The sequence below is a fragment of the Marinobacter sp. H13 genome, from assembly GCF_059072335.1.
This window is the reverse complement of sequence record NZ_JCACRU010000001.1, coordinates 4,416,858-4,442,663: the sequence shown is the minus strand read 5'-3', so window position 1 is coordinate 4,442,663 and position 25,806 is coordinate 4,416,858. Positions and strand designations below refer to the sequence as shown.

General features: G+C 56.7%; 21 protein-coding genes. 15 read left to right on the top strand and 6 right to left on the bottom strand.

Features of this window, described 5'->3' with window-relative positions; all coding sequences use genetic code 11:
* Position 1: 1 nt before the first annotated feature.
* From AC5JQH_RS20720 to AC5JQH_RS20695, 6 genes are all read left to right on the top strand, one after another.
* Positions 2-979: an alpha-ketoacid dehydrogenase subunit beta gene (locus tag AC5JQH_RS20720; protein WP_008171138.1), complete on the top strand. Its 978-nt coding sequence runs from the start codon at positions 2-4 to the stop codon at positions 977-979.
* Positions 980-1,005: 26 nt separating this feature from the next.
* On the top strand, positions 1,006-2,604 hold the full coding sequence (locus AC5JQH_RS20715; RefSeq protein WP_493805924.1) for a dihydrolipoyllysine-residue acetyltransferase: 1,599 nt from the start codon (positions 1,006-1,008) through the stop codon (positions 2,602-2,604).
* A 9-nt stretch (positions 2,605-2,613) separates the two neighbouring features.
* Positions 2,614-4,452: a protein kinase domain-containing protein gene (locus AC5JQH_RS20710; protein ID WP_493791322.1), complete on the top strand. Its 1,839-nt coding sequence runs from the start codon at positions 2,614-2,616 to the stop codon at positions 4,450-4,452.
* 288 nt (positions 4,453-4,740) lie between these two features.
* A complete protein-coding gene (locus AC5JQH_RS20705) occupies positions 4,741-5,706 on the top strand; it encodes an ABC transporter substrate-binding protein (RefSeq protein WP_008171143.1) in 966 nt (321 codons plus the stop codon).
* A gap of 256 nt (positions 5,707-5,962) precedes the next feature.
* Positions 5,963-7,828, top strand: a complete 1,866-nt coding sequence (locus AC5JQH_RS20700) for a methyl-accepting chemotaxis protein (protein ID WP_493805923.1) — start codon at positions 5,963-5,965, stop codon at positions 7,826-7,828.
* A gap of 116 nt (positions 7,829-7,944) precedes the next feature.
* Positions 7,945-8,823 (top strand): peptidoglycan-binding protein, encoded by an 879-nt coding sequence (locus AC5JQH_RS20695; protein ID WP_227507772.1) that lies wholly within the window; start codon positions 7,945-7,947, stop codon positions 8,821-8,823.
* A gap of 3 nt (positions 8,824-8,826) precedes the next feature.
* Here the strand turns inward: AC5JQH_RS20695 and AC5JQH_RS20690 are convergent, their stop codons facing one another.
* The 3 genes from AC5JQH_RS20690 to AC5JQH_RS20680 all read right to left on the bottom strand — a co-directional run bounded on the left by AC5JQH_RS20690 (position 8,827) and on the right by AC5JQH_RS20680 (position 9,888).
* Entirely contained in the window at positions 8,827-9,078 is a 252-nt protein-coding gene (locus AC5JQH_RS20690) for a hypothetical protein (RefSeq protein ID WP_008171147.1), read from the bottom strand.
* 234 nt (positions 9,079-9,312) lie between these two features.
* Positions 9,313-9,465 (bottom strand): hypothetical protein, encoded by a 153-nt coding sequence (locus AC5JQH_RS20685; RefSeq protein WP_008171150.1) that lies wholly within the window; start codon positions 9,463-9,465, stop codon positions 9,313-9,315.
* A 171-nt stretch (positions 9,466-9,636) separates the two neighbouring features.
* Positions 9,637-9,888 (bottom strand): HP1242/YdcH family protein, encoded by a 252-nt coding sequence (locus AC5JQH_RS20680; protein WP_008171152.1) that lies wholly within the window; start codon positions 9,886-9,888, stop codon positions 9,637-9,639.
* Between the two features lie 167 nt (positions 9,889-10,055).
* On the opposite strand from AC5JQH_RS20680, the gene AC5JQH_RS20675 reads away from it, so the two are divergent.
* Together AC5JQH_RS20675 and AC5JQH_RS20670 are read left to right on the top strand one after the other, a co-directional pair.
* Complete coding sequence (locus AC5JQH_RS20675; RefSeq protein ID WP_092032703.1) at positions 10,056-11,024, top strand: beta-ketoacyl-ACP synthase III; 969 nt, start codon at positions 10,056-10,058, stop codon at positions 11,022-11,024.
* A gap of 147 nt (positions 11,025-11,171) precedes the next feature.
* Entirely contained in the window at positions 11,172-11,444 is a 273-nt protein-coding gene (locus AC5JQH_RS20670; RefSeq protein ID WP_008171158.1) for a YebG family protein, read from the top strand.
* Between the two features lie 30 nt (positions 11,445-11,474).
* Here AC5JQH_RS20670 and AC5JQH_RS20665 read toward each other — a convergent pair whose 3' ends face one another.
* Together AC5JQH_RS20665 and AC5JQH_RS20660 are read right to left on the bottom strand one after the other, a co-directional pair.
* Positions 11,475-13,931: a YbcC family protein gene (locus tag AC5JQH_RS20665; RefSeq protein ID WP_493805922.1), complete on the bottom strand. Its 2,457-nt coding sequence runs from the start codon at positions 13,929-13,931 to the stop codon at positions 11,475-11,477.
* Entirely contained in the window at positions 13,928-15,547 is a 1,620-nt protein-coding gene (locus AC5JQH_RS20660; RefSeq protein ID WP_008171162.1) for an NADH-quinone oxidoreductase subunit L, read from the bottom strand. Before AC5JQH_RS20660 ends, AC5JQH_RS20665 begins: the two co-directional genes overlap by 4 nt.
* Positions 15,548-15,649: 102 nt before the next feature.
* Here AC5JQH_RS20660 and AC5JQH_RS20655 point away from each other — a divergent pair, with 102 nt between their 5' ends.
* The 4 genes from AC5JQH_RS20655 (at position 15,650) to AC5JQH_RS20640 (ending at position 19,898) form a co-directional block, all read left to right on the top strand.
* Complete coding sequence (locus AC5JQH_RS20655; protein WP_014577006.1) at positions 15,650-16,561, top strand: LysR family transcriptional regulator; 912 nt, start codon at positions 15,650-15,652, stop codon at positions 16,559-16,561.
* Between the two features lie 84 nt (positions 16,562-16,645).
* Positions 16,646-18,142 carry a flavin-containing monooxygenase gene (locus tag AC5JQH_RS20650; protein ID WP_008171165.1) on the top strand — a complete coding sequence of 499 codons (1,497 nt, stop codon included), beginning with the start codon at positions 16,646-16,648 and terminating at the stop codon, positions 18,140-18,142.
* Between the two features lie 79 nt (positions 18,143-18,221).
* Positions 18,222-18,899 carry a FadR/GntR family transcriptional regulator gene (locus tag AC5JQH_RS20645; protein WP_008171167.1) on the top strand — a complete coding sequence of 226 codons (678 nt, stop codon included), beginning with the start codon at positions 18,222-18,224 and terminating at the stop codon, positions 18,897-18,899.
* A 3-nt stretch (positions 18,900-18,902) separates the two neighbouring features.
* Entirely contained in the window at positions 18,903-19,898 is a 996-nt protein-coding gene (locus tag AC5JQH_RS20640) for a bile acid:sodium symporter family protein (protein WP_493805921.1), read from the top strand.
* A gap of 14 nt (positions 19,899-19,912) precedes the next feature.
* Here the strand turns inward: AC5JQH_RS20640 and AC5JQH_RS20635 are convergent, their stop codons facing one another.
* Positions 19,913-20,557 carry a hypothetical protein gene (locus AC5JQH_RS20635; RefSeq protein WP_008171171.1) on the bottom strand — a complete coding sequence of 215 codons (645 nt, stop codon included), beginning with the start codon at positions 20,555-20,557 and terminating at the stop codon, positions 19,913-19,915.
* 131 nt (positions 20,558-20,688) lie between these two features.
* Between AC5JQH_RS20635 and AC5JQH_RS20630 the strand changes: the two genes are divergently transcribed.
* From AC5JQH_RS20630 to AC5JQH_RS20620, 3 genes are all read left to right on the top strand, one after another.
* On the top strand, positions 20,689-22,839 hold the full coding sequence (locus tag AC5JQH_RS20630) for a TonB-dependent receptor plug domain-containing protein (RefSeq protein ID WP_039881866.1): 2,151 nt from the start codon (positions 20,689-20,691) through the stop codon (positions 22,837-22,839).
* Between the two features lie 109 nt (positions 22,840-22,948).
* On the top strand, positions 22,949-23,854 hold the full coding sequence (locus AC5JQH_RS20625) for a hypothetical protein (protein WP_227507771.1): 906 nt from the start codon (positions 22,949-22,951) through the stop codon (positions 23,852-23,854).
* Positions 23,847-25,790, top strand: coding sequence for a HAMP domain-containing hybrid sensor histidine kinase/response regulator (locus tag AC5JQH_RS20620; protein WP_008171178.1), 1,944 nt, complete (start codon positions 23,847-23,849; stop codon positions 25,788-25,790). Before AC5JQH_RS20625 ends, AC5JQH_RS20620 begins: the two co-directional genes overlap by 8 nt.
* Positions 25,791-25,806: the final 16 nt, after the last annotated feature.

Genomic DNA, 25,806 nt, shown 5'->3' with positions numbered 1-25,806 from the left:
GATGACCAAGATGAATATGCTCCAGGCCATCAACAATGCCCTCGACACCGCAATGGCGGAAAACGAGCGAGTGCTGTGTTTCGGTGAGGATGTCGGCGTCTTTGGCGGTGTTTTCCGTGCCACCAGCAACCTGCAACAGAAATACGGCAAGGCCCGCTGCTTCAACACGCCTCTAGTAGAGCAAGGCATCATCGGGTTTGCCAACGGCCTTGCGGCCCAAGGGTCGGTGCCGGTGGCCGAGATCCAGTTTGCCGACTATATCTTCCCGGCATTCGATCAGATCGTGAACGAATCCGCCAAGTTCCGCTATCGTTCAGGCAACCTGTTCGACGTGGGTGGGCTGACCATTCGCGCGCCTTACGGCGGCGGCATTGCCGGCGGCCTGTATCACTCACAATCACCGGAAGCCTACTTTGCCCACACCCCGGGTTTGAAAATCGTGGTGCCGCGCAACCCGCATCAGGCCAAAGGGCTGTTGCTCGCAGCTATCCACGATCCCAACCCTACCCTGTTCTTCGAGCCCAAGCGCCTGTACCGGGCCTCGGTGGGTGAGGTGCCAGATGAAGACTACCGCCTGCCTCTGGGCGAGGCCGAAGTCACCAAGGAAGGCACGGATGTAACGATTCTGGGCTGGGGCGCCCAGATGGAAGTGATTGATCAGGCCGTGGAACGGGCCGAGAAAGATGGCATTTCCTGTGAGGTCATCGACCTCAGGACCATTTTGCCCTGGGATGTGGAAACCGTCGCCAACTCCGTGTTCAAGACCGGAAGGCTGGTGGTCACCCACGAAGCTCCCCTGACCGGCGGATTCGCCGGTGAAATCGCCGCCACCATTCAGGAGCGCTGCTTCCTGTATCTGGAGTCTCCGATCGCTCGGGTAACCGGGATGGACACCCCCTTCCCGCTGGTGCTGGAAAAAGAGCACCTACCCAACCACCTGAAGGTCTACGAGGCCATCAGGGCGAGCGTTGAATTCTAGGCTGATATCAGGACAGGAGAGCGACTATGAGTGATTTTATACTGCCCGATATCGGCGAAGGTATCGTGGAATGTGAACTGGTCAAATGGCTGGTGAGCGAAGGCGATGTCATCGAGGAAGATCAGCCAGTGGCCGAGGTAATGACCGACAAGGCCCTGGTGGAAATTCCGGCACCCTACAAGGGCCGTGTGACCCGCCTTTATTACAAGGAAGGCGATATCGCCAAGGTCCACGCCCCGCTGTTTGAGCTGGTGGATGAGAGCGAAAGCGATGGCCAGGCGCCGGCGGCCAGTTCTCCGGAGCCTGCCGAAGCAAAGCCGGCTCCCGAGGCGGAAAAACAGCCGGCCTCCGGCGCCGAATCGGACGATAACGCCACCGAAGACTTTATCCTGCCGGATATCGGCGAAGGCATCGTTGAGTGCGAGGTGGTGGAATGGCGCGTTGCCGAAGGTGACGAAATCGAGGAAGACCAGCCTGTTGTGGACGTTATGACCGACAAGGCCATGGTCGAGATTACCGCACCCAAAGCCGGGCGTGTGACCAAGCTTTACCATCAACAGCAGGCTATGGCCAAGGTTCATGCCCCGCTGTTTGCGTTCATTCCCCGGGATCGTGAAGAGCCGGAGGAAGCTAGAACCAAACCGGAGCCCGCGGTTCAACTCTCAACCGCGACAGCCTCGCCTGTCGCTACGGCCAGCCGACAGCGTATTCCGGCCAGCCCTGCCGTTCGCCGTCTGGTTCGGGAGCATGAGCTCAACCTCTCGGATATTCAGGGATCCGGCAAAGATGGCCGTGTTCTGAAAGCCGATGTACTGGCTCATATCGAGGAAGGCCCGAAACAGGCCCAGAACCAGGCTCCCGCCGACGATGCGCAAACGGCCACCACCAGCAGTGCCCGCAGGGTGCCTGCCGCCGAACAGGAAGCGCGAGTCGAACCCATCCGCGGAATAAAAGCTGCGATGGCGAAAAGCATGGTCAAATCGGCCACCACCATTCCTCACTTTATCTACAGCGAGGATATTGATGTCACCGATTTGCTCAAGCTGCGGGAACAACTGAAACCGGAGGCAGAAGCGCGGGGCTCAAGGCTGACGCTCATGCCCTTCTTCATGAAGGCCATGGCCCTGGCGGTTCAGGAATTCCCGGTTCTCAACAGCCAGCTCAACGATGACGTCACGGAGATTCACTACCTGCCCCAGTGCAATATCGGTATGGCGGTGGATGGCAAAGCCGGCCTGACGGTGCCGAACATCAAAGGCGTGGAAAGCCTCTCGTTGTTGGGCATTGCCGACGAGGTTGCGCGCCTGACCGAGGCAGCCCGATCCGGCCGCGTCAGCCAGGAAGACCTCAAGGGCGGCACCATTACCATCTCCAACATTGGCGCATTGGGCGGAACTTACACCGCGCCCATTATCAACGCGCCGGAAGTGGCCATCGTTGCCCTTGGGCGCACACAGAAACTGCCCCGGTTTGACGCCAACGGCCAGGTGGTGGAGCGCGCCATCATGACCGTGAGCTGGGCCGGCGACCATCGCATTATCGACGGCGGCACCATCGCCCGATTCTGCAACCGCTGGAAGGGCTACCTGGAATCGCCCCAAACCATGCTCCTGCATATGGGCTGACGTTTCATCATGGCGCAGAAGACGCAACTGCAGCAGTTCTACATACCCGAAGAGCAGTCGATCTACCTGCTCAGCCATGATGATGCCAAAAAGCTCAAGGACTGGGTGGCGCTCTGCGCCGCCCAGCTCCGCCAACTGGGCTATGAAGACATAGAACTCATTGGCAAGGGCGCCTATGGCTTCGTGTTCTCTGGCCGCCTCCCAGGAACCGCGGTCGGAGGCCCGGAACATGTGTTCAAATTCACCCGCATCAACCTGCCCCGGCACCTCCAGGACCGGCTTGAGGATGAAGCCTACATTCTGGAGCAGGTCCGCCACCCCAGGGTGCCACGGCTGATTTCCTACCAAAGAGCCAATAACCAGCCGATTCTGGTGATGGAGCGTGCTGCCGGATTAAATCTGGAAGAGGTTTCCCTGCGTGATGGTCGTCTGAAACCACGGCTCATCATGCGCATTGCGGACCAGCTGGCCGACATCCTGCGAAACCTGCGCCGTGAGAATGGACCGGCTGGCAGACCAATCGTTCATGGCGACATCAAACCTTCCAATCTGGTCTTCGACGCCAGCACCGAAAACATTGCCCTGATTGACTGGGGCTCCTCCGTGTTTGCCCAGCTGGACGCCAACCAGCAGTTCATCACCGCCAACGTGATGGAGCTGATGTCTGACAACCTCCAGCAAACAAACGCACGGCTCGGGGATGTGTATTTTATCGGCGAGGAACAGCTCAACGGCGGGCTGTCGTCTCCCCGTTTCGATGAACAGGGAGCAGCCGGCACGCTCTATGCCTTGGCGTCAGCCCAATCCTGCCGCTTTGGCCATCGGGCCATCCCGGCCACCTCACTGGGCCTGCCCATGGAATTCGCGCGCATGCTGGATGGCATGCTGTCACCGGATCCGGAAACTCGCCGTAAGGCCGGCGATTACTATCTGACAGAGATGCCGCGTATGGCCCGCACGGTGATGATTGATCTGCCGGAAACCCCGGTCGCGGCCCAGGTACCCGTGTGGGTGCGTGCCTCTGACCAGGAAATTGACACCGTGGTTTACAGCTCGCGTAAATCCTTTCTCAGGGAGGAAGGCGCACCGGAAACCCTCAACGACGTCAATGACGTACAGCTGGACCGCTACTACAAGAATTTCATGCAGGGCATGGGCGAAACCGAAAAGGCGTTTCTGGCAGCCGTGAGCCGGCTCGGGCGCTACCCGGTGGAAGGTGGACTGGCCGTGCGCTGGGAAACCGATGGCATCTACATCGACACTTCCCTGAATCTGCACGATCCTGCCTTGAAGTCGGCGTTTGTGCAGGCCGTCAACAATATGGTTTTCCTGGCCCAGGCCATTTACCGCAAGGGGATTTTCAAAAGCTGTCTGTTCAACGCCCGCAATACCTTGCACGTTGATCGCGATGAACCAACCCACCCCTTTGTTGTATCACCCGATATGAAATTGCACTACGAGGTAAGCCCCGCGCCTGAGGTTGAAGACGAAAGCCGGGTCCACTCTTACTTCGAGGACGGCCCGGACCCGGAGGAATTCCTGGTGTTACCCGACACCATTATTCACGCCCTCGAAGAACTCAACGCTATTCACCACACTGGCATGATCATCTTCGAAGCCCTGCCCCGCCATCTTAAAATCCACAGCCACTATCGGCTACTTGATCCGGACCGGGAACAGGAGTTCCGCCGATTGTTGGACGTAATCCTGTCATCGGTGGAGCAGATTACCGGCCTGGGCGTTTCCGGGTTCATGAAGATGCCCTACAAGGACACCCGCTTCTTCCCTCACATCGAACGCCTCCCTGAGCGGTATTACCCACGCAATCCAAGGACCGAGATCGCGTAAACCTCGGCCCAGACTCGCTTTTCCATGTCCGATTTTTCGGACGCAATTGTCCGGCAAATCAAACACATTCAGCCCAGCACGCCGCCAACTGTCCAGTACACCGGACACTTCACGCTAAAAACGGGAAAGCAAACCCTCCATATCATTAAAAAACTCTTATTTTCAGTGAGTTGGCTAACTGGCACGGTTTCTGTATTCAAGCCGGTCACAATTATAAAAACTGCCTGAAGAACAAATCGTTAAGTATTCGGTTTTTCAACCTTGCTCGGACAATAATAAGGAACAACTATGCGTTTACTCTTCCTGGCTCTTTTGCTGGTCAGTCCCCTGTGTTTTGGCAAAACCGTCGTCGTCATCCAGAGTTACCACCTCGAGTACAAATGGGACGCGGACTATATCGACGCGGTCCGGTCCGTGCTCGGGCAGGATCACGACCTTCACGTGTTCGAACTCGACACCAAGCGCCTGTCGAAACCGGAATGGCCACAGAAAGTGGCTGAAATCCAGAGCAAAATTGCAAACGTTAATCCCGACGTTGCCATTCTGGGTGATGACAACGCCTTTACGTTGATGGCTGACCACCTGGTCGCCCAAAAGATTCCCGTGGTCTTTCTTGGTGTGAATGGTGGCCCCGTTCAGCACCCTACCCTTGAACACCCGCTGGTCACTGGCATCCTCGAACGCCCGTTCTTCTCCGAGAGTATCCGTCACCTGAGAAAGATACTCCGGCAGAAAGAGCGTTTCCTGGTTCTGATGGATGACTCACCTACCATGCGTAATGCGGTGAACGAATACTTTGGTGACAAGCGCCAGGCCACGATCTACGGTTCCGAACTGGACATCGTTCTGACCAACGACAGGGACACCTGGTTGGACACGGTCGTAAATGCCCACGAACGTTATGATGCTGTTGTGTTGGGCACCCACCACACCATCCGTGACAAAGATGGCGAGTACGTCATACCCTACGATCTGCTGAAGGAAGCATTTTATCGGGCTCAGCTCCCACTGTTTTCATTCTGGGATATCTTTGTTGGCGAAGAACAAAGCATCGGCGGATTCACTATCTCGGCCAAACAAGAGGGGCTCACCGCAGCCAGGCTGGCCTCGTTGATCCTCAATGGCATGAGACCCGATCAGATACCGCAGCTTAAATCCCTAAGTGGGCATTACGTGTACAGTGCGAGCGGCCTTGAACACTGGAATCTTGATCTCTCCCCCATGATTGCGAGCCAGGCCAACTTTGTCGAGTAACCGGGGCGCCGCTCAACCAGAGACGGCTGCGCCCAAATGAAACACCGGCCTTAAGGCTTCAGGTTTCAGTAGCGCTGCCGATAATCACTAAAACAACTTACTGAAGGATGACGTTTTGGCTTCCTCTGTCCTCTCATCTATAGAGCGTAAATTGGGTGTCCCAGGGAAACTGTTGATTGCGCCGGTATTCATTCTTTTGCTCTTTGCCTCGGTAACTTTTTTCAGTGTTTATGAATTCCAGGAACTAGACCGTCGAATGAACACCGTCGCCAGGGACTTGGCACCGGACACCTCTATTGGGACCGAATCGGTCATCAGCGTCTATCGGATGCGCCTGCGTGTTTTCGACTATTTCACCACTGGCGATGAAGAAACCCTTGCCCACTTCGGCGAGCTAGAAGCCGAGTTCAATGAGGTGATGGCGAGAGCGCAGGAGAACATCCAGGACCCTGGTGCGGCCAAACTGGTGGATCGGATCAAGACCACCACCGATGAATACATCAAGGCATTCCGGAACGAGCTGGTTCCGGCCAAACGCCAGGTCCTGAAAATTATCAAGGATGAGCTGGACGTATACGGTCCAAATGCCACCAAGGCATTGCGGATGGCCCTTAACGGGGTTGCCAACAGGGAACCCGAAAGCGATTTGAGGGCCGGCCTCGAGCAACTGCTGAACGATGCCATGGTCATGCAATTGACCGCCCAACGCTACCTGACCAACGGCGATGAGGATTCCCGCAAGGCTCTCGGTTGGGCCATCGAAGACCTGACCGATGCACTGGAGCTGCTGCAACCTGAAAATGGCCCGGACTTTGTGCAGGTGTACATGCAAACCGTTGTCGAAGAGCTGGCAAACTATCAGGCTGCAGTTCAGAGAATGGTGGAACAGCAGAATATCGTCGACAGCGTCAAGGCAGACCGACTCGATGTACTCGGGCCCGAAATCGCCCGCATGGCGCGCGAGTTGGAGGCCAGTATTTTCGCGTCTCTCGAGATGGAAGCGGATGAGGCAACGGCTGCCACTGATCTTGCACTCAAATTCACGCTCATCGCATTTGTGGCTTCTGCGGTTCTCGGATTGATCGTTGCGGTATTGATGAGTCGCTTGATGGGCTCAAGCGTGAAGCGTGCGAAAACAGAAATTCTGGGCTACCTCGACGACATCGCCAATAACAACGGCAACCTCTCCACCCGACTCACTCCGGGCCGTCCCGATGAGATCGGTGACTTCATCGACGCAGTCAACACCTTCCTGCAAACGCTCGAGGAAACGATTTCCCGAATTGTGACGGCGTCTCGCCAACTGACCGGCGAGTCCGAATCACTTTCCGGTATCACAGAGCGTACAACCGCCAATTCGGAGCAACAGCGCGACCAGATCACGCAGGTGTCTGCCGCCATGCAGGAAATGGTGTCCACCTCCGAAGAGATCGCCTCGAACACCAGCGAAACTGACGAATCGGCCCGTAAGGCCTCATCGCTTGCGGATTCCGGACAGGAAACCGTTGGCTCAGCCATTCGGGCGGTTACCAACCTCGCCAATCAGGTTGAAAAGGGGTCTAACCGGATCCAACAACTGGAGAACGAATCGGCCGAAATCGGCAATGTGCTGGCTGTTATCCAGAGCATTGCTGAGCAAACGAACCTTCTGGCGCTCAATGCCGCCATTGAGGCGGCTCGAGCCGGTGACGCCGGGCGGGGATTTGCCGTGGTTGCCGATGAAGTTCGAGGACTGGCCAAGCGCGTTCAGGAATCAACCGTCGATATCGAGCGGATTGTGTCCCAGCTCCAGAGTGGCGCGGCCGGCGCAGTAGTGGACATGAGCAAGGCCAAGCAGATGGCCGAAGAGGCCAGCGAGGAGGCAAGCAAGTCGGGCGAGGCTTTGACGGACATTCTCGCGGCGGTTAACAGCATTGTTGAAATGACCACCCAGATTGCAAGCGCGACCGAGCAGCAGAGAGCGACCGCCGCGGAGATGACCCAGAACGTGGAAATAAGCAGTGGCGCAATTGAGGAACTGGCCGGAGACATTTCCCAGGTGAATCACTCAAGCCGCTCTCTGGCGAACATGGCTGATGAATTGAATACGCTCGTGCGACGCTTCAGGGCCAGTGAATCCTGAACAGACAATGGTTGCAGATGTTAACCAATTCACGAGAGCGCAGATGATTACCTGATACCTTTGGGTTTCAAGTTACACAATGTAACCGGAAACGGACTGCCCGGAGGTATCCCGCCATGACGCGCTCTCAATCACCCAAGAGGCAAGGCGTTCGCGGCCCTGTCATTGCCATGCTGACAGCGGCTGCCTGCCTCGGCACTGCCCAAGCCGCCGAACCCGAAAAAGTCATTTTCGCCGCCGAAAATGCTCTTTACGGTGCCGGTCATGACATCGGACGCGCGGATGGCTGGATTGATGAGCAACTCCGAGCTGCCATACGCGCCTATCAAGCTCAAAATGGGCTCCAAACCAACGGCAACCTGGATACGGCAACACTGAAAGCGCTCGGCGTGACCAAAACATCCAGCGCAACCATCACTGCAAATTCAGTCGGCAGTCGAAAGGCGTCATTGGCACAGCTCGGTTTGTCCCTCCCCGAGCCCGCGCCCAATACCCCGACCATTGCCAGGGCTGAACCAAAGCCTTCGCCAGAACCTACCCCGGCCCCCATTCAAAAATCTTCCGAACAGGGCGAGCCAACAACTTCGCTCGATGCCGAACCTGATGAAAACCAGATAGATACTGAGGGAACTTCGAAAAAACCTGAAGTGAAGGCACAAGAAAAAGTGGCGGAAGCAGCCCCGACAACACCCGAACCGGTAGCTTCAGAGCCCCCTGCTCCCATTTCAGCTCCAGCTCCCGTGCCGGAACCTGCGGTCGCCGAGGAAACTTCACCAGAAGCCACCAAAGAACCAGCCCCGGTGCTGGCCCAGCTCCCTTCAGAGCCCACCAGTGCGGGCCCTACCGAACCGAAAGCAACGGAAATGAAGAAAGCCCAGCCAGTCGAAGGAGAAAACACTGCATCGAAAAATTCCGCGGTTGCCGATAATTCTCAGAGCACCGGCGGCGGGTTTTTCAGCGTCTTGTTCGATTTCTTTTTTGGCTGGCTGGTCTGAGCGTCAACTCTGCAACCGGTCTTTAAAGACTTTCCAGTCAATCACGTTGCCGTCGGAATCGAAGTGGACGTATCCGCGGAAACTCGGGTCATCTTCCCAGGCCTTCACAAAGCCTACGGTTTCACCGGAGTCTGAGACGATCTCAAAGGCTTCGCTGCGGGCATTGGCAATGTCTTTATCAGGCTCTGTATCTGAACGCTTGAGGCTTACGGAGGAGTCTAGGGGCAAGTTGCTTTGAAGGAATTCCTGGATCATCGTCGAGCTCTCCTTTCAGGGTGAACCGGTCTGGTTCTGGAGGTAGCGTAACTATAGGACGATCCGGTAGAAGAGAATACAGATTCAGATCAATTTTCTTAGATTTTTTCGAGATAAAAGGGCTTTAAGAACAATAGGATATTTCATTATTGTGACAGTCTGTAACCTTCTGGACTGATTATTTTTCAACCAGTTCAGAAGGTTACCGAGAGCAGAGTCGATCAGTCACGAGGATCAGAATTTCCAGAACGGAGTGCTCAGTTTCTGTTCAACCAGTTCAGGGGAAAATCCCACATCGTTCAGCAACCGACGATCCATAGTCATCACCAGATGGATAAAGTTGCGCTTCATCCGCCAGCCTTTGTAAAGCGAAGCAGCTCTTTTCATTTCATTACTCCTTGGTCAACCCCAGAATATTGGTCTCCGAAAACCGGGACCTTGTTTAATTAGGGTCCTATTCTAAGCTTGACGAGGAGCTTTCTGAATACTTGGAAACCCCTATAAACAGGGGCTCCAAGCATTATTGGGTGTCAGAATTGTGTACTTTTGATGGCAGTCTTATGACGCCTTGGCGTTTGAAAGTAACACTTGGTAAAGGTCATCTTTCAGCTGTGCGCGTTTCTGCTTCATGCGGTGGAGTTTGTCATCACCGATGGGAGAATCCCTCTTTTCCAGCCCTTCAATTTCGTGGTCGAGATGCGTGTACTCCTGAAGCTTTTCGTTGAACTTGAGATCATTGTTCTTGAGTTCCTGAATCAGTTCTCGGTACTGCGGGAATTCTACGTGAAGCTCATGGCTGGAAATGCCCATCGTATTCCTCTCCTCTTCTTTGCAGAGTGTTGATCAAAGCTGATCACCTTCAGCATAGACGAGCGTGCCAGTTTCTGGGCGTCTTTGACAAATCGCTAATTACGCACGACGTTGCATGGGTATAGCATGGTAGTACGTTATCCAGTTACGCCTCGGGACACTTGCGAATGACCTTTGCACGAATTACCGGCACCGGTTCCTACCTGCCTGAAAACATCGTTACCAACAAAGACCTCGAGAAAATGGTCGACACCACCGACCAGTGGATTCGCGAGCGCACGGGAATCGAAAGACGTCACATTGCCGTCGAAGGCCAGACCACAGTGGATCTTGCTGAGCAGGCTGCAAGGAATGCCATTGATGCCGCGGGCATCAATGCACAGGACATCGATCTGATCGTGTTTGCCACCTCCACCCCGGACAAGATTTTTCCGAGTTCCGCATGCATCCTGCAGGCGCGTCTTGGCATCCATGGCTGCCCCGCGTTCGACATACAGGCGGTATGCAGCGGATTTGTATACGCCCTCGCAACAGCAGAAAAATTCATCAAAACCGGAAGCAGCAAGAAGGCCCTGGTTATCGGCGCCGAGGTGTTCTCCCGCATCATTAACTGGGAAGACCGTGGTACGTGTGTCTTGTTCGGCGATGGCGCCGGCGCGGTGATCCTGGAGGCCGACGAAGAAACCGGCATCCTTTCCACCCATATCCATGCCGATGGCCAGTATGCCGATTTGCTGCACGTTCCCTGCGGTATTGCCGATGGCTACGACCAGGTCAAGGCCGGGCGAGCGTTTGTGGAAATGAAAGGCAACGAAGTGTTCAAGGTGGCGGTCAACACCTTGGGCAAGATCGTTGACGAAACCCTGGCAGCCAACCAGATGCAGAAATCCGAGATCGACTGGCTGGTTCCGCACCAGGCCAACCTGAGAATCATCTCGGCCACGGCAAAGAAACTGAACATGTCCATGGATCAGGTTGTCGTGACGGTGAATGAGCACGGCAACACGTCCGCTGCATCTATCCCCCTCGCCCTTGATGTGGCTGTGCGAGATGGGCGGATTAAGCGCAACGAGGTGCTTCTCCTTGAGGCTTTTGGCGGCGGATTTACCTGGGGCTCTGCACTGCTCCGTTACTGATCGGCCAGCTTTCTGATCGCCACTCGTTTTGAACCAGAGGCGGGCTTCAGCTTTTGTTGAAGCCCGTTTTTCATTGTGTTTACCGCACCCTGTCAGATAGACTGTATTTTTATACAGTACCAATAACGCTCACTGCGAGGAATAACCATGGCAGTACAAGCAGTCTACTTTTCTGATAGGGACGGCCTGGATATGGCACTGAAAAATCCTGAGACGATGCTGTTCACTTCAAAAGCCGAAGCCGACGCCCGGGACAAAGTGCTCGAACTGGCGGAGGAAATTCAGGTATTCCTTGGCCGCAAGGTTGAAGGCCTGGGCGACGATCTGGCCGAACGCTGTGCCATGGCCATAGCGGAGGACAAAGACCTGTTCCAGAAAGCTCTCAAAAAGCCAGAGCTGCTGAACGCAGAACAGGAATAGCAGGACAGGGGCGGCGCCGCCGCCCTTCTCTCATGCCACGGCTACCCAGTTGCCATTGTCGTAACGCGCTACGCCCCGGCCAGACATCCGGTGCAGACTGACCCACTGGTTTTCCACCAGAGCCGCCACATCTGGCTGGCGACGCAACACAGATTCGATCCGATCTTCCGGCGCATCAATCAGAACAGTAAGACGAACCGGTTCATGACGCCAATGCGTGCCATCGTGGACGGACTGCAGCGGCAGTCCAATTCTCAACCGTGCGTTATTACCTTCGACAACGCCGACATTCCCGCCAACCACGGAGTGCAGGAGCTTGTTACCCGAGCCATACACTTCGGGAACCGTTACCGAAGCGAAGTACTGAAGATTGATCCAGTTGGCGACGATCATCGGTGCCGCCAGCAAAGCCTCCAGAAGACCGCCATCTTCGTCCAGAGTCGGATCGTAATCGTGCAGGAATACGCGGCCGGACAGGTCGCAGCCCCGGGTCTTGCTGCGCTTCGCGAAGATGATTGCCGCGTTATTGGCCAGCCCCCACTCCGGACGAACCTCTGACCAGTCCCGGGTCCGGGTTTCCATGGCCTGCTTGAGGTTATCGTCGTCCAATCCATTCAATTTCAGCGGCGTTGCGCGCTCTTTTCGAGCCCGGTTGCCCGCTGTTTCGAATCCGGCTTCCAGATCTGCCAGGTGCTGCATGTGCGAATCCGGGATAAGATGGCGATCAGCAATCGTTACCTTGTCCGTCGCTGTGCAGTGCTCGGCAGCGACCGCCCAGGTGAAGTCCGGAATTCTGATACCTTCGTCGGCAAGCCCCGCCCTGACCTGTGGATCATTGACCAGGCTTGCTGCAAGCCGGGCGTTCACGCCGCCGCTCTGGCCGCCACATGCACCACAGTCGAGACCAGCCTGGTTCGGGTTGTTATCGGTATGACTGCCATGGCCAACAAGTACCAGCAAAGGCGCGAAACCGCTGGTCAGAGACATCCCGCGGAGCATATTGGCCGCCAGCGCAACCCTCTCGGCATCAGAGAGCGGGTCGCCTCCGTGGCTATGGACCAGGCGCCCCTCTACACTTTGGTCAGGGCGGGGTTTGTGGCCCTTTTTCAAAGTGTCTTTCACCAGTTTCCAGGCCCAGGCCAAACCGGTGGTCTCAACCAGTGTGAACGTCGACAAGCTGGTGTATTTCGCCTTTCTGACTGATTCACGGGCGATCTCTCTCTGATCGAGAGAGCGATTCACTGCCAGATCCTCTCGCAGGCTGCCCTTGGTATCAATCAACCGGAAAGACGCGGGCAACAGGCCCGGCAGTCGGCGGGCCGGGGCAAGCGGTCCGTGTTGCTGATGATCGATTGGCATTCCGAAAAAACCGGCGAATCCGAGCGTCTGCACGTCGGGGTACACTGCTTCAAGGTGGCGGCGCATCACTTCGGAGCGAACATCGATACAGAAAACCGCCTGGGCTGCGGGAATGCCACGCCCGGAGTCTGGCAACGCCTGCTTGAGCGGCGCAGATTCAAGTGCCTGCCACAAGGTGCGCTGGTAACCAATCTCGAAGGCACGCTGCCACACCCACAGCCTGCTGCGGTCATCGTAGGCGCCCCTGCGACTCGCGCGGGCTCTCTGCCTCTGCCACTCTGCTTTCTGTGCCGTCGAGGCGAAGGCTACCCCTGCGGACTCCCAGACCAGCATGATCGCCAGAATGTCCTCACACCGATCGGATGAACGCCCCTCAAGGCCTGCCCGCCAGTCTTCTCCGCGACACCAGGAGGCCCAGCCGTTCACTCTCAACAACAGGCTATGGCACAGCGCTTCCAACTCATCTCCACGAGCGCCGATCCGATTCAGCGCCTCCTGTACTGCCTGATCCCTGCCGTCCGGAACCGTCTTGAAGAACGCACGGCCCCCTTTCAACCCGGTCGTAAAATCAAGCGCCAGATCCTGCCTGACTGATTCAAGCCAAAAACCGAACAACCCCCCATTGGCCTGGTTGCCCGAAACGGACCATCGGCTCTGGCGCTGATCGAAAAAGGCGCCGCAAACGCGAGAAACCTGGTCGCAAACGATGTCAGTCAGAACACCGGCCTCCTCGTGGGCATTCGCAACCGCAACGGTATCCAGAATGGAACCGCGCATTGGCGCAGTTATCGCCCCCTTTCGACCCAGCCAATCAAGGTACCAGGCGGTATTCCGCTCATCGCCGCGCTCCGCAATACTTGCCCTCAGATCGTCTTCCCGAATCCGGCCACCTTCCCAGGCTTCTCGATAAAACTCGGTTGGCATAAGCATACTGAAACCCGCGCGCTCGTTGAGCACCTGATCAACCCGCGGGGCCGGAAAATGTCTCAGCCCCCAGAACGGATTCACCGCTATCCACTGATCGAGAGGCCAAACAGGGGCGATCAGGTCGCAGGCCTGTTTAACCGGTTTACGCCAGTCATCGCTCAGCCACTGCAGTTCCGGTAGCGGGGCGCTTACATCGCTCATGATCTCTCCTCCAGTCTGAACGGATGATGCGGAACCCTGCGGAACATGGCCGGCACCTTCAAAGCCTCCGCCGCCAGGAAGCGGGTCAACCGATCAAAGGGCAATTCCAGGTAAAGCCCCTGAAGAAAATGAACGCCCAGAGCGCGGGTGGCCGGGAAGCGAGCACCGAATACAATCATCAAAGAGCACACGGCGAGCAGCGTTACCAGAGTGGCGCCCGTTCCCAGAGCAATGCCGGGGATAGCAAACCCTTCCTGCTCGGGAACGGCCGGGCCGATGAGAAAGTGCAACAATGAGTACAGCGGAACCAGGAGCACTGCCAGTCCCGCAAGCTTCAGCTTCACCGCTTTGGTTGCTCCGGCCGGGATGCCCATGGCGGCCGCCGATACCGCCAGCACCAGCAATGCTCCGAAAACCGGATTGTTTTCCACGATCCACGGGAACTGAACCAGGATCGCCGCCGCCAACAGGCCGGTAAGCCCGGCCCAGGAGAGCCGGTTAGCAGAGGGAGATTCGGGAAAACGCGTTGCTGCCGATACCGCCACCGTGCGACCAGAAGCCAGGAACGAATGCGCCTTGTACAGCGAATGGGCCAGTAGATGCAGCAGTGCCAGTGTGTAGGCCCCCATGCCGATTTCGAACAGCATAAAGCCCATCTGCGCACAGGTTGACCAGGCAAGAGCATGTTTGACCGAGTACTGGGTCATCATGGTGAGAACCGCAACGACCGCCGTCATGCCGCCGATCACGAGCAGAATCATGTGGCCGGCCGTAAAGCCATCGAACACCGGGAATAAACGGAGCCAGAGGAAACCGCCAAGATTGATAACCCCGGCATGGAGCAGCGCAGACACGGGCGTGGGAGCCTCCATAACGCGGATGAGCCAGCCATGAAAGGGAATCTGGGCGCACTTGAGAACCGCCGCCAGAGCCAGAACCACCGAGGCAACTGTCAGCGCTGTTGAGCCACCGGCTCGGGCGCCCTCATTCTGGATGATGTCTGGCAGGTAAAAGGTGCCGTAATGCAGGTAGAGCGCCACCACACCAAAGACCACCAGCGCATCCCCCACCCGGCTGACGATGAACTTCTGAACCGCCGCCATTCGCGCCTGGGGCCGGTCCTGATAGAGGGTGAGCAAATGATGCAGGGCCAGACTGACACCAATCCAGGCGCCTGCCAGAATCAGCAGATGGTTGGTAAACACCAATACCAGAACAGAGGCAACCGTCACCAGAAACCATGGAAGAAAACGGTCACGGCCAGGGTCCTGGCTGAGGTAGTTGTCTGCAAACCGAAGAATAACCCAGCCAATAAACGCCACCATCGTGGCCATCCAGACCGCTATCCCGTCTGGATACAGGCCGAAGCGCCCACCCAGGGTGGCTAAACGATTGCTGTCGCCTCCTGTATAGGGCTGAATCAGGAGGAGGATTCCCATCACGACCGAAACAGCCATGGAAGCCAACAATGCCCACCCGGCAAGTCGCCAACAGTGGTTCACTTTCAGTGGATTCTTCAGCCAGCCAGTCAAACCGGCAAGCAGGAAGAGACCGACCGGCAGCAGCAGCCAGAGTGCGAGGATCGAGAGCAATGAAAATTCGGCGATTGGATTCATACTTGCAAACCTCCTCATTTTGCAAGTACTTTGCCGATCCTCGTCACATATAAAAAATGGTTTATACTTATCAGATCATTCGTTTTTAGAGAACGAAATCACATGAAGCTGAATTACCATCACCTTTACTACTTCTGGAAGGTCGCGCGAACCGGTCACCTGACGCGGGCAGCTGACTCGCTGCATATTTCCCAGTCGGCGCTGTCGGGTCAGATACGCAAGCTGGAAGACAGCCTGGGACACGACCTCTTCATTCGCGAGGGGCGGCGCCTCAAGCTGTCTGAAGCCGGGAGAATGGCATTCTCCTACGCCGAGGAGATCTTCCGCCAGGGTGAGGAACTGACGGCATTGTTCGCCTCCGGCGCTCAACCAAACCGCGAGATACTCCGGATCGGGGCGGTGGCCACCCTCTCCCGTAACTTCCAGGAAGGCTTTCTTCAGCCGCTGCTGAACCGCGAAGACCTTGAGTTGAGCCTGCAAAGTAGCCACATGGATGAGCTGCTAAGACGGCTCTCGGCGCATCGACTGGACTTGATCCTCGCAAACCAGGCGGTACAGGGAGATGAACAGAATCCCTGGCGGTCACGGCTGATTGCCAAGCAGCCGGTCAGCATCATCGGGCCGCGGGGAATAGACGTTCAGGGCGATTTTGTCGACGTACTGCGTGGCCGGAGCCTGATTGTGCCGGGCCCGGACAACAACATACGCCAGGCCTTCGACCAGTTGTGCGAGTATCACAGGCTGCGTCCCAACATCGCCGCCGAGGTGGATGATATGGCGATGATGCGACTTCTCACCCGGGATACCGGTCATTTCGCCATCATGCCTCCGGTGGTCGTGCGCGACGAAATGAAGAGCGGAACCCTTGCAGACTACGGCGCCCTGCCAGGCGTCTTCGAGGAGTTCTACGCCATCAGTATCCGGCGCCAGTTCGAGACGCCGGCACTCAGGGAACTGCTATCCCAGACTCAGGACAATTACCTGACCCGGACGCCGATTGGTCATTCTGACTAGCCCGAGTGGCGAAAAATGTCATCCATAAGGCTGACTTACATCCGTATACTGAAGCGGAAAGACCACAATAATAACGCCGGACATATGATCATGAGCCAAGCCAGCCTGCGAGAACACCCGTCCATTCTGATTATCGGTAGCGGTTTTGGTGGTCTGGGCATGGCCATCAAACTGAAACTGGCCGGATTCAATAACCTGACCCTGCTGGAAAAAGCCGACCGGGTTGGAGGTACCTGGCGTGATAATACCTACCCCGGTGCCGCCTGCGATGTGCAATCGCACTTTTATTCATACTCCTTCGAACCCAAGCACAACTGGTCGCGGAAATTCGGATTGCAGCCCGAAATACTCGGGTATATGGAGCACTGCGTTCAGAAATATCGCCTGGGCAGTCACATCCGGTTTAACTCCGAGGTGCAGGAAGCCGCGTTTGACGACGAAACAAATCAATGGTCGGTGACTCTCGCAAACGGTGAGCAGCTGACCGCCAACGTACTCATCACCGCCACCGGACAGCTCAATCAACCTGCCTGGCCAAACCTGAAGGGCCTGGACCTTTTCCAGGGCAAGATGTTCCATTCAGCCCGCTGGGATCATGATTACGACCTCTCCGATAAACGAGTGGCGGTCATTGGAACTGGCGCGAGTGCCATTCAGTTTGTTCCGGAGATTGCATCGAAGGTAAAGCAGTTGGACCTGTTTCAGCGCTCGGCGGCCTGGGTCCTGCCCAAGCCGGATCGGCCTTTCAAGCGCTGGGAGCAGACGCTGTTCCAGAAAGTGCCGGCCTGGGATCGCCTTTATCGATACCTCATTTATTGGAAAAACGAGAGTCGCGCCCTCGCTTTCACCAAATTCAGTGGCCTTCTCGAGTATTACGCGAACATGGCAAAGCGGGAGGCCAGAAAACAGGTCACAGATCCCGCCAAGCTGAAAAAGATCATTCCAGACTACAAGATCGGCTGCAAACGGATTCTGATTTCCAACGACTGGTATCCGGCCATCAACCGGCCGAACGTGAATCTTATTACCGACCCTATTGACCACATTGACGAGTCCGGCGTCATTACGCACGAAGGACACCACCATGAAGTGGACGCAATTATCTGCGGCACTGGTTTTCGGGCCTCGGAGTTCCTGTCACCCATCCGGATAACAGGCCGGGGCGGAAAGACCCTGAACGAGGCCTGGCAGAACGGCGCTGTGGCGTTCAAAGGCATCACCGTCAGTGGCTTTCCCAACATGTTCATGCTCTATGGGCCCAACACCAACCTGGCCCACAACTCGATTCTGTACATGCTTGAGTCCCAGTTTCGCTACGTTCTGGAATGTCTGGAGGCGCTCGAAAAGTACCCTCACTCCGCCATGGACGTCCGGCAAGACCGGCAGGACCGTTTCACCCATGTGGTTCAACAGGGCCTGGAAGACACGGTCTGGAGCTCCGGCTGCACCTCCTGGTACCTCGATGAGCATGGGCGCAATACCATCAACTGGCCGGGATTCACCTTCACCTACCGGTTCGCGACCCGCCGGGTAGACACCGCTGATTACCAATTTCTTTACCCCGGCCAGACCGCGGGGTAATCGGGTGAAAGCCTTTGCCCTTGAACCTCGGCCATATTCATAGGATGATTGGGTTATAGGTTAGAAGGATGACATACACATGCTGGAACGTATTCGCAAAGGCTCGCTGGTCGAGACTGCTATCGAAAGTCTCAGAAACGCCATCGAAAAAGGTGACTGGTCGGTTGGCGATCGCCTGCCCGTCGAATCAGAACTTTCCGAATCCCTCGGAGTAAGCCGCAACACGGTTCGTGAGGCGGTTCGGGTGCTGGTACACGTGGGGATGCTGGAAACCCGCCAGGGGGATGGCACATACGTACGAGCGACACGGGACGCCGGGGAGACACTGCGGAGAATTGCCCGCACCCAGCTGGCGGAGCAGCTGGAGGTCAGGATCATGCTGGAAACGGAGGCCGCCAAGCTGGCAGGGCACCGGCGGACAGAACAGGATCTCCGGCACATGACCACAGCCCTCGATGCTCGCGCCAAAGCGGGAGATGACCTGCAGGCTCGCATCCGGCACGACGAAGCCTTCCATCATGCCCTGGTTGCCGCTTCTCATAACTCAGCGCTGATCGAGCTCTACGACTACTTTTCCCACGCTGTCAGCCAGACCATCGAGCAGACCGAAACCGACGCAGACCTGCCGGAACCCTCCCAGGAAGACCATGAACTCCTGCTCGCGGCGGTCCGGCGTCAGGATGAGGGCAAGGCAGAATCCCTGGCAAGGGCGCTTTTGAAACCCAGCCTCCAGGCCTTGAAGCGTCGGGAGTCCTGATTCATGAAGTTCCGGATCGACACCTTTACCCTGCTGCTCCTGGGCGCCATCGTATTAGCCACCTTTCTGCCTGCAACTGGCCAGGCAGGCGAGGCACTGGCCACCGCCGGAACGGTCGCCGTCGCCCTGCTCTTCTTTTTCCATGGCGCAGCGCTGTCCCGGGACCAGATTATTGCCGGTGCCACCCACTGGCGGCTGCACATTCTGATCACTTCGCTCACCTTCGTATTTTTTCCACTTGCGGTGCTGCCGATTAACGGCCTCAGCAATATCGCACCATCCTGGATGCCGAAAGATCTTGGTTTGGGGTTTCTTTACCTGGGCGTCCTGCCGTCGGCGGTGTCCTCTTCCATCGCCTATACCGCGATGGCGCGGGGCAATGTTCCGGCGGCAATCTGCAGCGCAGCCGCCTCCAATGTCTTTGGCATGATGCTGACGCCATTCCTGCTGTTGCTGTTGGTAAGCACGTCCGGCGGTGGGGATTTCTCCGTAGCGGAAGCCCTGAAAGACATCGTTCTGCAACTGCTGCTGCCTTTTGCGATTGGGCATGCGCTCCGACCATGGCTCGGCGGATTTCTTGGCAGAAACGAAACACTGATGGCCCGATACGATCAGTGCGTGATCTGGCTGATCGTCTACTCCGCTTTTTCACATTCGGTAGAGAGCGGACTCTGGGAGAATCTGCCCCTGCAGGCCATCCTTTTCGCCATTGCGCTGTGCCTGGGCTTGCTGCTGCTATTCATGGTGTTTGCCAGGTTCCTGGTACGGCGATTCGGGTTCAGCCTGGAGGATGAAGCCGCGGTGGTGTTCTGCGGCTCCAAAAAGAGCCTGGCGTCTGGTCTGCCCATGGCCAAGGTCCTGTTCTCAGGGCACCCGGGCTTCGGCATGATCGTGTTACCGATCATGTGCTACAACCAGATACAGGTTATCGTCGGAGCCTTCCTGGCCCAGAAGTACCGGGATAAAATTGAAAGGGCGAATGCAGAGAAACCGGGTTGATCCGGGCGGCGAAATCAACCGCCACCCATTCCGCCAAAGAGTGTGGCAAGAATCGCCAGCCCTACAATCCAGCCAATCACCGCCGGCCAGAAATTGACCATTTGCGGTGGCTGTTCGCCCTGCTCTTCAGCCATATCGGGTTCCGGGTAATTCCGATCGTCGGCCGCCTCAGGCGCCTGCTCCACAGTGAACCAGTCGAACCACTCACCGAGAAACTGGGCCACCGGCGCCGGAAAGGTACCGTTTTCCGCCATCGGCCGTATCTGGGGCTCCAACTGGCGACCAATCTCGCGTCGCAACCGCGGCTGATCGGCGGGCGGCTCGTCCAGAATGGCTTTCCAGATGCCCGGGTCCTTGCTTCTTGAGGAGTCATTGAGCAAGGCCTTGATCTGGATAACCACCTCACGAACCACCTGGCCCTCGTTGGCATCCAGCGGACGATCAGGCTCCTCGTCCTGCACCTCGCGATGCGGTTCAGTCTGAACCGTGTCAGAAGCCTGCTTTACCGGGCCCGGATCGTCCCCGACTGCCTCCCGGAAAGCCGCTTCCAGGCTCTTTGCCTCGTCTTCCGAAGCAAACTTGAGCTGTTGCTCATACGCATCCTGGATCTTCCGGCGATCGCCGGTCGGCTCAATTCCAAGGATTTCCCAACAATTCATAAAGCTGCAACTCCCGGGCCTAGATTTATTACATTTCAGAGAGACAAACTGTCTGTAGTCCCTTACGATAGGACCTAATCATAATAAAACCGCTTTATCCTTTTTTCTCGGCAGATTATAGAACGTCAACCATGCATCAATCGACAAAAACGGCAGGAATGGGTGACCGCCGCCCTCTGGCAACCTGCTTCGGCATCAGCCTTGCCCTGTCCGCCCTGCTTCCGGCTACCGCGCTCGGCCAAACTGACACACCTGATTTCATGCCCGGCTTGCTTGCCCTCGAAGGCGAACAAAGCGAAATCCCCGAAGTACTGACTACGACACGATTGCGCCAGTCAAAACTCAGGGTTCCCGGCACCACCACGATCATCACCGGCGACATGATCCGTGACCTCGGCATCATGAACCTCGTAGAGGCATTCCGGCTGGTTCCGGGCATGGTGGTTGGCCACTGGGGAAGTACCAACCCGGTGGCAACCTATCGCGGTACTTCCCAATACGAGCAACGCCGCCTGCAGGTTCAGATTGACGGGCGAACCGCCTACAGAATCAGCCTCGCAGACGTAGATTGGCTGGGCATGCCGGTGGCACTGGAAAATATCGAACGTATTGAAGTGAGCCGGGGCCCAAATTCCGCCGCCTATGGCATCAACGCGTTTCTTGGAAGCATCAATATCATTACCCGCTCACCGCAAGACACGGCGGGGGTGGAAGCCTACACCTCGGTTGGGTCCCGTGGTCACCTTCGCACGTTTACCTCCGTGGGCGATACCGATGCCGACAAAAGTTGGCGGTTGTCGTACGAGAAGCGCAAATCCAACGGCTTTGATAGTCAGATTGATGGCGGCCAGGAGATCCCCTTTCACGATGGCCACGACATCAACAACTTCAATTTCGACAGCGTATTCCGAATTGACCGCCAGCATTCGGTTGACGTGCGAGCAGGCGTTCTGGATGGCGTAAATGAAGAAGATCTCGAGAAGTCCGGAAAGCTGGGCGCCACCACAAACCCGGACATTATCATGGATGACTACTACCTCCATGTCCGGTTCGACGGAGCGACCTCGCCCGACCACTTCTACCATATCCAGGCGAGCTATCAGAATCAGCGACAGAGGCAGCGGTGGACCGTTTCCGCGCCTGCAGCGGAGATCAATGCCCTGCTGCCGACAGGGTTCCCACCCTTCCCCGAGGATCAGGGTCCGTTCATCGCTGACCTGAACGAAGACCTGGAAGAAACCCGGCAGGAAATTGAATTCCAGGACACCATTATTTTCAGTGACCAGTTCAAGCTGGTCTCCGGTGTGGGCTATCGCAAGGACTCGTTCAATTCCGAAACCTTCTTTAACGGTAAAGGGGACAATTACCAATCCCGGGTATTCGCCAACGCTGAGTACTCGCCCTTTCGGTGGCTGACCTTCAACGCAGGCGGCAACTGGGAGCGGACCACGACCACCGATGAAGACTATTTTTCCCCCAGAGCCGCGGCAAATTTTATCCTGAACAACAACCACGCGCTGCGGTTTGTCTTTTCCCGGGCGGTCCGCACACCGGATGCCTTCGAGCAGAATCCGGACTGGTCCTATACACCGACCAACGTTCAGCCACCCTTTGAAGCACTGGATGGCCAGAGAATCAAAGTGGAAGACATCCTGGACCCGACTACGTCCACTTACGGGCAGGAGTTGGAAGAGGAGTGGATCACCTCCCGGGAGATCAGCTACTTTGGCCAGTTCCATCTGGAAAGTGCCCTGCTCTCGGTGGAAGTGCGCTACTTCAACGACGATTTCCATGACATGATCAGTGGCGTCATCAACGAAGAAGAATGGTATATCGCCAACAACGTTGATCTTGAGCAGGAAGGCGTCGAGCTGGAAACCTCGCTGGAGTTTTCCGGAACCAAGCTCCGGGCTACCTACGCGTATCTTGAGCAGGAAGGCAGATACACTGGCGACCCGGCCGCGCTTCCGGTCGACAAGCAGGAACGTGCCGTAGATCTTATGGGCCGTCTCTCCGCCCGTGACTCCGGTAGTTTTGCCTGGATCCAGGATCTGCCAATGGGCTTCATGACCTCAGCGGCCATGTACTGGACCAATGAAGTGCGCAATACCCGGTTCGAGCGGGCCGATTTCAGGCTCGCACGTCGGGTGGACAGAACCAACTACAGTTATATGCTGGCACTGACGATCCAGCATTACCTTAACCCCAAGCCATGGATCAGCCCTGACAACCGGATTGAGGATCAGAACCAGTTTTTTGTTGAAGCTGGGATTCGTTTCTGAATTTAACAAGGAAAGCGTGAGCCCTGGACGGTATGGAGCGAAGGACAGACACGACACGATTCACCGAAAACGGCATAGAAACGGAACTCCGGGCCTTTTGATCAAGGTCATGTGGATTCTATATCTCTCTGTTTCCGCCATGGTTGCCAATGCCCAGGAGGCACCGGCACGGGTCGTTTATTTTGTCGGCTCAGGCAACGCACCTTTAGATCAACATCTGACTGCTCTCCTGAAACGGCAGCTGGGGCCAGCGACCTCCTTGAACGAGGTCTCCGACGACCAACTAGCCACACTGGAGAACAGCCCGATCATTACGGTCGGCCCTGCCGCTTTCTCCCGGGCACGCCAAGCCAACCGCTCCGCAGCGATCCTGGCCATGCTGGTCGACCGGTCCTTTATCTCCGCCTTTGCCGAGCGGTCGCCGGGCCAGATCTCGGCGGTTTTATACGACGTGCCGCTGATCCGCCAAGCTCTGACGGGAAAGGCCATCCTGCCACAAGCGACCAAGATAGCCCTGCTGGCAACCGCAGACTCGGTGGAACTTTACGAACCGCTGATTGATGAGCTACCGGCCTATGGCATGTCGGCCAGAATATTTCTGGTAGAAAGCAACGACAACCTGATCTCAACACTTGTCCGGGCCCTGGGTTATGGAGATTTTCTGTTGGCCGCCCCAGACAGTGCCATATACAACCCCAGAACCATCAAACATATTCTGCTGACCGCCTACCGCCGTAACCAGATCGTCATCGGCCCCACTCAGGCTTATGTCAAGGCAGGCTCCCTGGCCTCCAGTTACGCTCCGTTCCCTGAAATGGTTGAGATGGCTGGCAGCTTTTTATCGACCTTTTTCGAAACTGGTGCATATCCGGAACCCTCGTATCCGGAAGAGTTTCGGGTCGAGGTCAATGCCCAGGTTGCACGTTCTCTGAACATTCCCTTGCCGAGCCGTGAGGATATTGCCACACGGGTGGATCGACAATTAGCGATTAATGGGGAGGCGTCTGATGAATAACAGCCACAGACAACAGCGCCCCATGTCCCGAAAGCTGCTGCTCCTCGGAGCTCTGCCAGCCATAGTCATGTTTATCGTGCTGATGGTGTTCTTCACGTCTGTGCGCCTTGAGGATGCGCGCCGGGATCTCTCCGACAGCAGCCAGATGCTTGCCGACAGCCTCGCCCCTGCCCTGGAATACGCCGTTGTCTCTGGCAACACTCTGGCACTGGACCAGATCCTTTCCCAGTCGCTGCGTCGCAGCAAAGCCGACTGGATCCGGGTTTCTGACGTTATGGGAGACCAACTCGGCTTCGTTTCCCACGAACCGATCAACCCGGGTGAAACACCCGAGCGCTACCAGATCTACGAAGCCGAGATTCTCCAGCAGCCCCTGGAATTTGGTTCGGAGCGCACTGCGGAGTGGTTTGAGCCAGACTATGGCTTTGGTTCCGGTTCTCTGAGGGTTGGCACTGTTCAGGTTGGCGTAAGTCAGGATGTTCTTGCCGAAAGGCGGCAGGATATTCTCTGGACATCGATCGCCGTTGGCGTGGCCCTGCTGCTGTTCAGCATTCTGATCATCAATCATTTCCTTGGAGCAATTCTGGCACCGATACGGGACCTCGCCGGGCGAATCGGTCAACTCACCGATGGTGACTACCAGGAACGTCCCCTGAATACTCACCAGAGTTCGAAGGAGATCGTTGCCATTGAAGAGCAACTCAACCAGCTGGCTCATCACCTGGCCGGCCTGAAAACAGCACGGGACCAGACCCTCGCCGCCTCCGAAGGTGCCCGGGAAAAGGCCGAGATGGCAAATCAGGCAAAATCCGAATTTCTGGCAACCATGAGCCATGAGTTGCGTACGCCCCTGAACGGGGTGCTTGGGATGGTCGATCTGATCCAGGAAGAACCGCTTACCCAACGCCAGCGCGAATACCTCAACACTGCCCGCCAGTCCACCGAGGATCTGTTGACCGTCATCGGGGACATCCTCGATTACTCGAAGATGGACAGCGGCACCCTGAAGCTCGACAGCCAGGAGTTTAACCTTCGGGAACTGATTTCCAACTGCACCGCCACCTACCGACACCTCGCCGAGCAACAGGGCCTAGCCCTCAACCTCAAGTTCTTTGGCGACTGGCCGGACAACCCCGTTGTCATCGGTGACCCCGCACGTCTGCGGCAAATTCTGGCGGGGCTGGCTGACAACGCCATCAAGTTTACCGGCGATGGCTTTATCAATATCCAGGCGGGCTTTTTCGCCCTGGAAGACAACTGCATCATTCTGAATTGCTCGGTCAGCGACTCCGGGTCCGGCATTCCGACCGAGCGCCTTCACGACATTTTCAACTCCTTCGAACAGGTCGACGGCGGAAACAGCCGGCTATACGGGGGCACCGGGCTTGGCCTGTCCCTGGTCCAGCGGCTGGTTGAACTCATGGGCGGGCACATTCAGGTGGAAACGGATCTGGGTAAGGGTTCCTCGTTCCGGTTTGAGCTGCCCTTCGAGTTGGCGGATCGACCCATCGATCCCGAGCCGACCGGGACACCGCCAAGGGAAACGATTAATGGCACCAGCCACGCCCTGGTGGTGGAAGATAACCCGGTAAACCAGCGCGTTGCCACGGCTATGCTCAAGCGATTGGGTTTCCATACCGATTCCGCCAACAACGGCAAGGAAGCACTGGACAGGGTGACCACTAACCACACAGGCTACGACATCATATTGATGGACTGTCAGATGCCCGTGATGGACGGATACGAGGCCACCCGCTATATCCGGGAATGGGAGCAGAGCAACGCGCAGATTGGGACACCGATCATTGCACTAACGGCAGACGTTCTGCCCGGCACGGAAAAGAGTTGTCTCGATTGTGGCATGAACGACTATCTGGCCAAGCCTGTTCGCAAGGAAATGCTCCGCGAAGTGCTCAGCCGCTGGATCAAGCTCTAGAAAGGTTCCGGCGCCC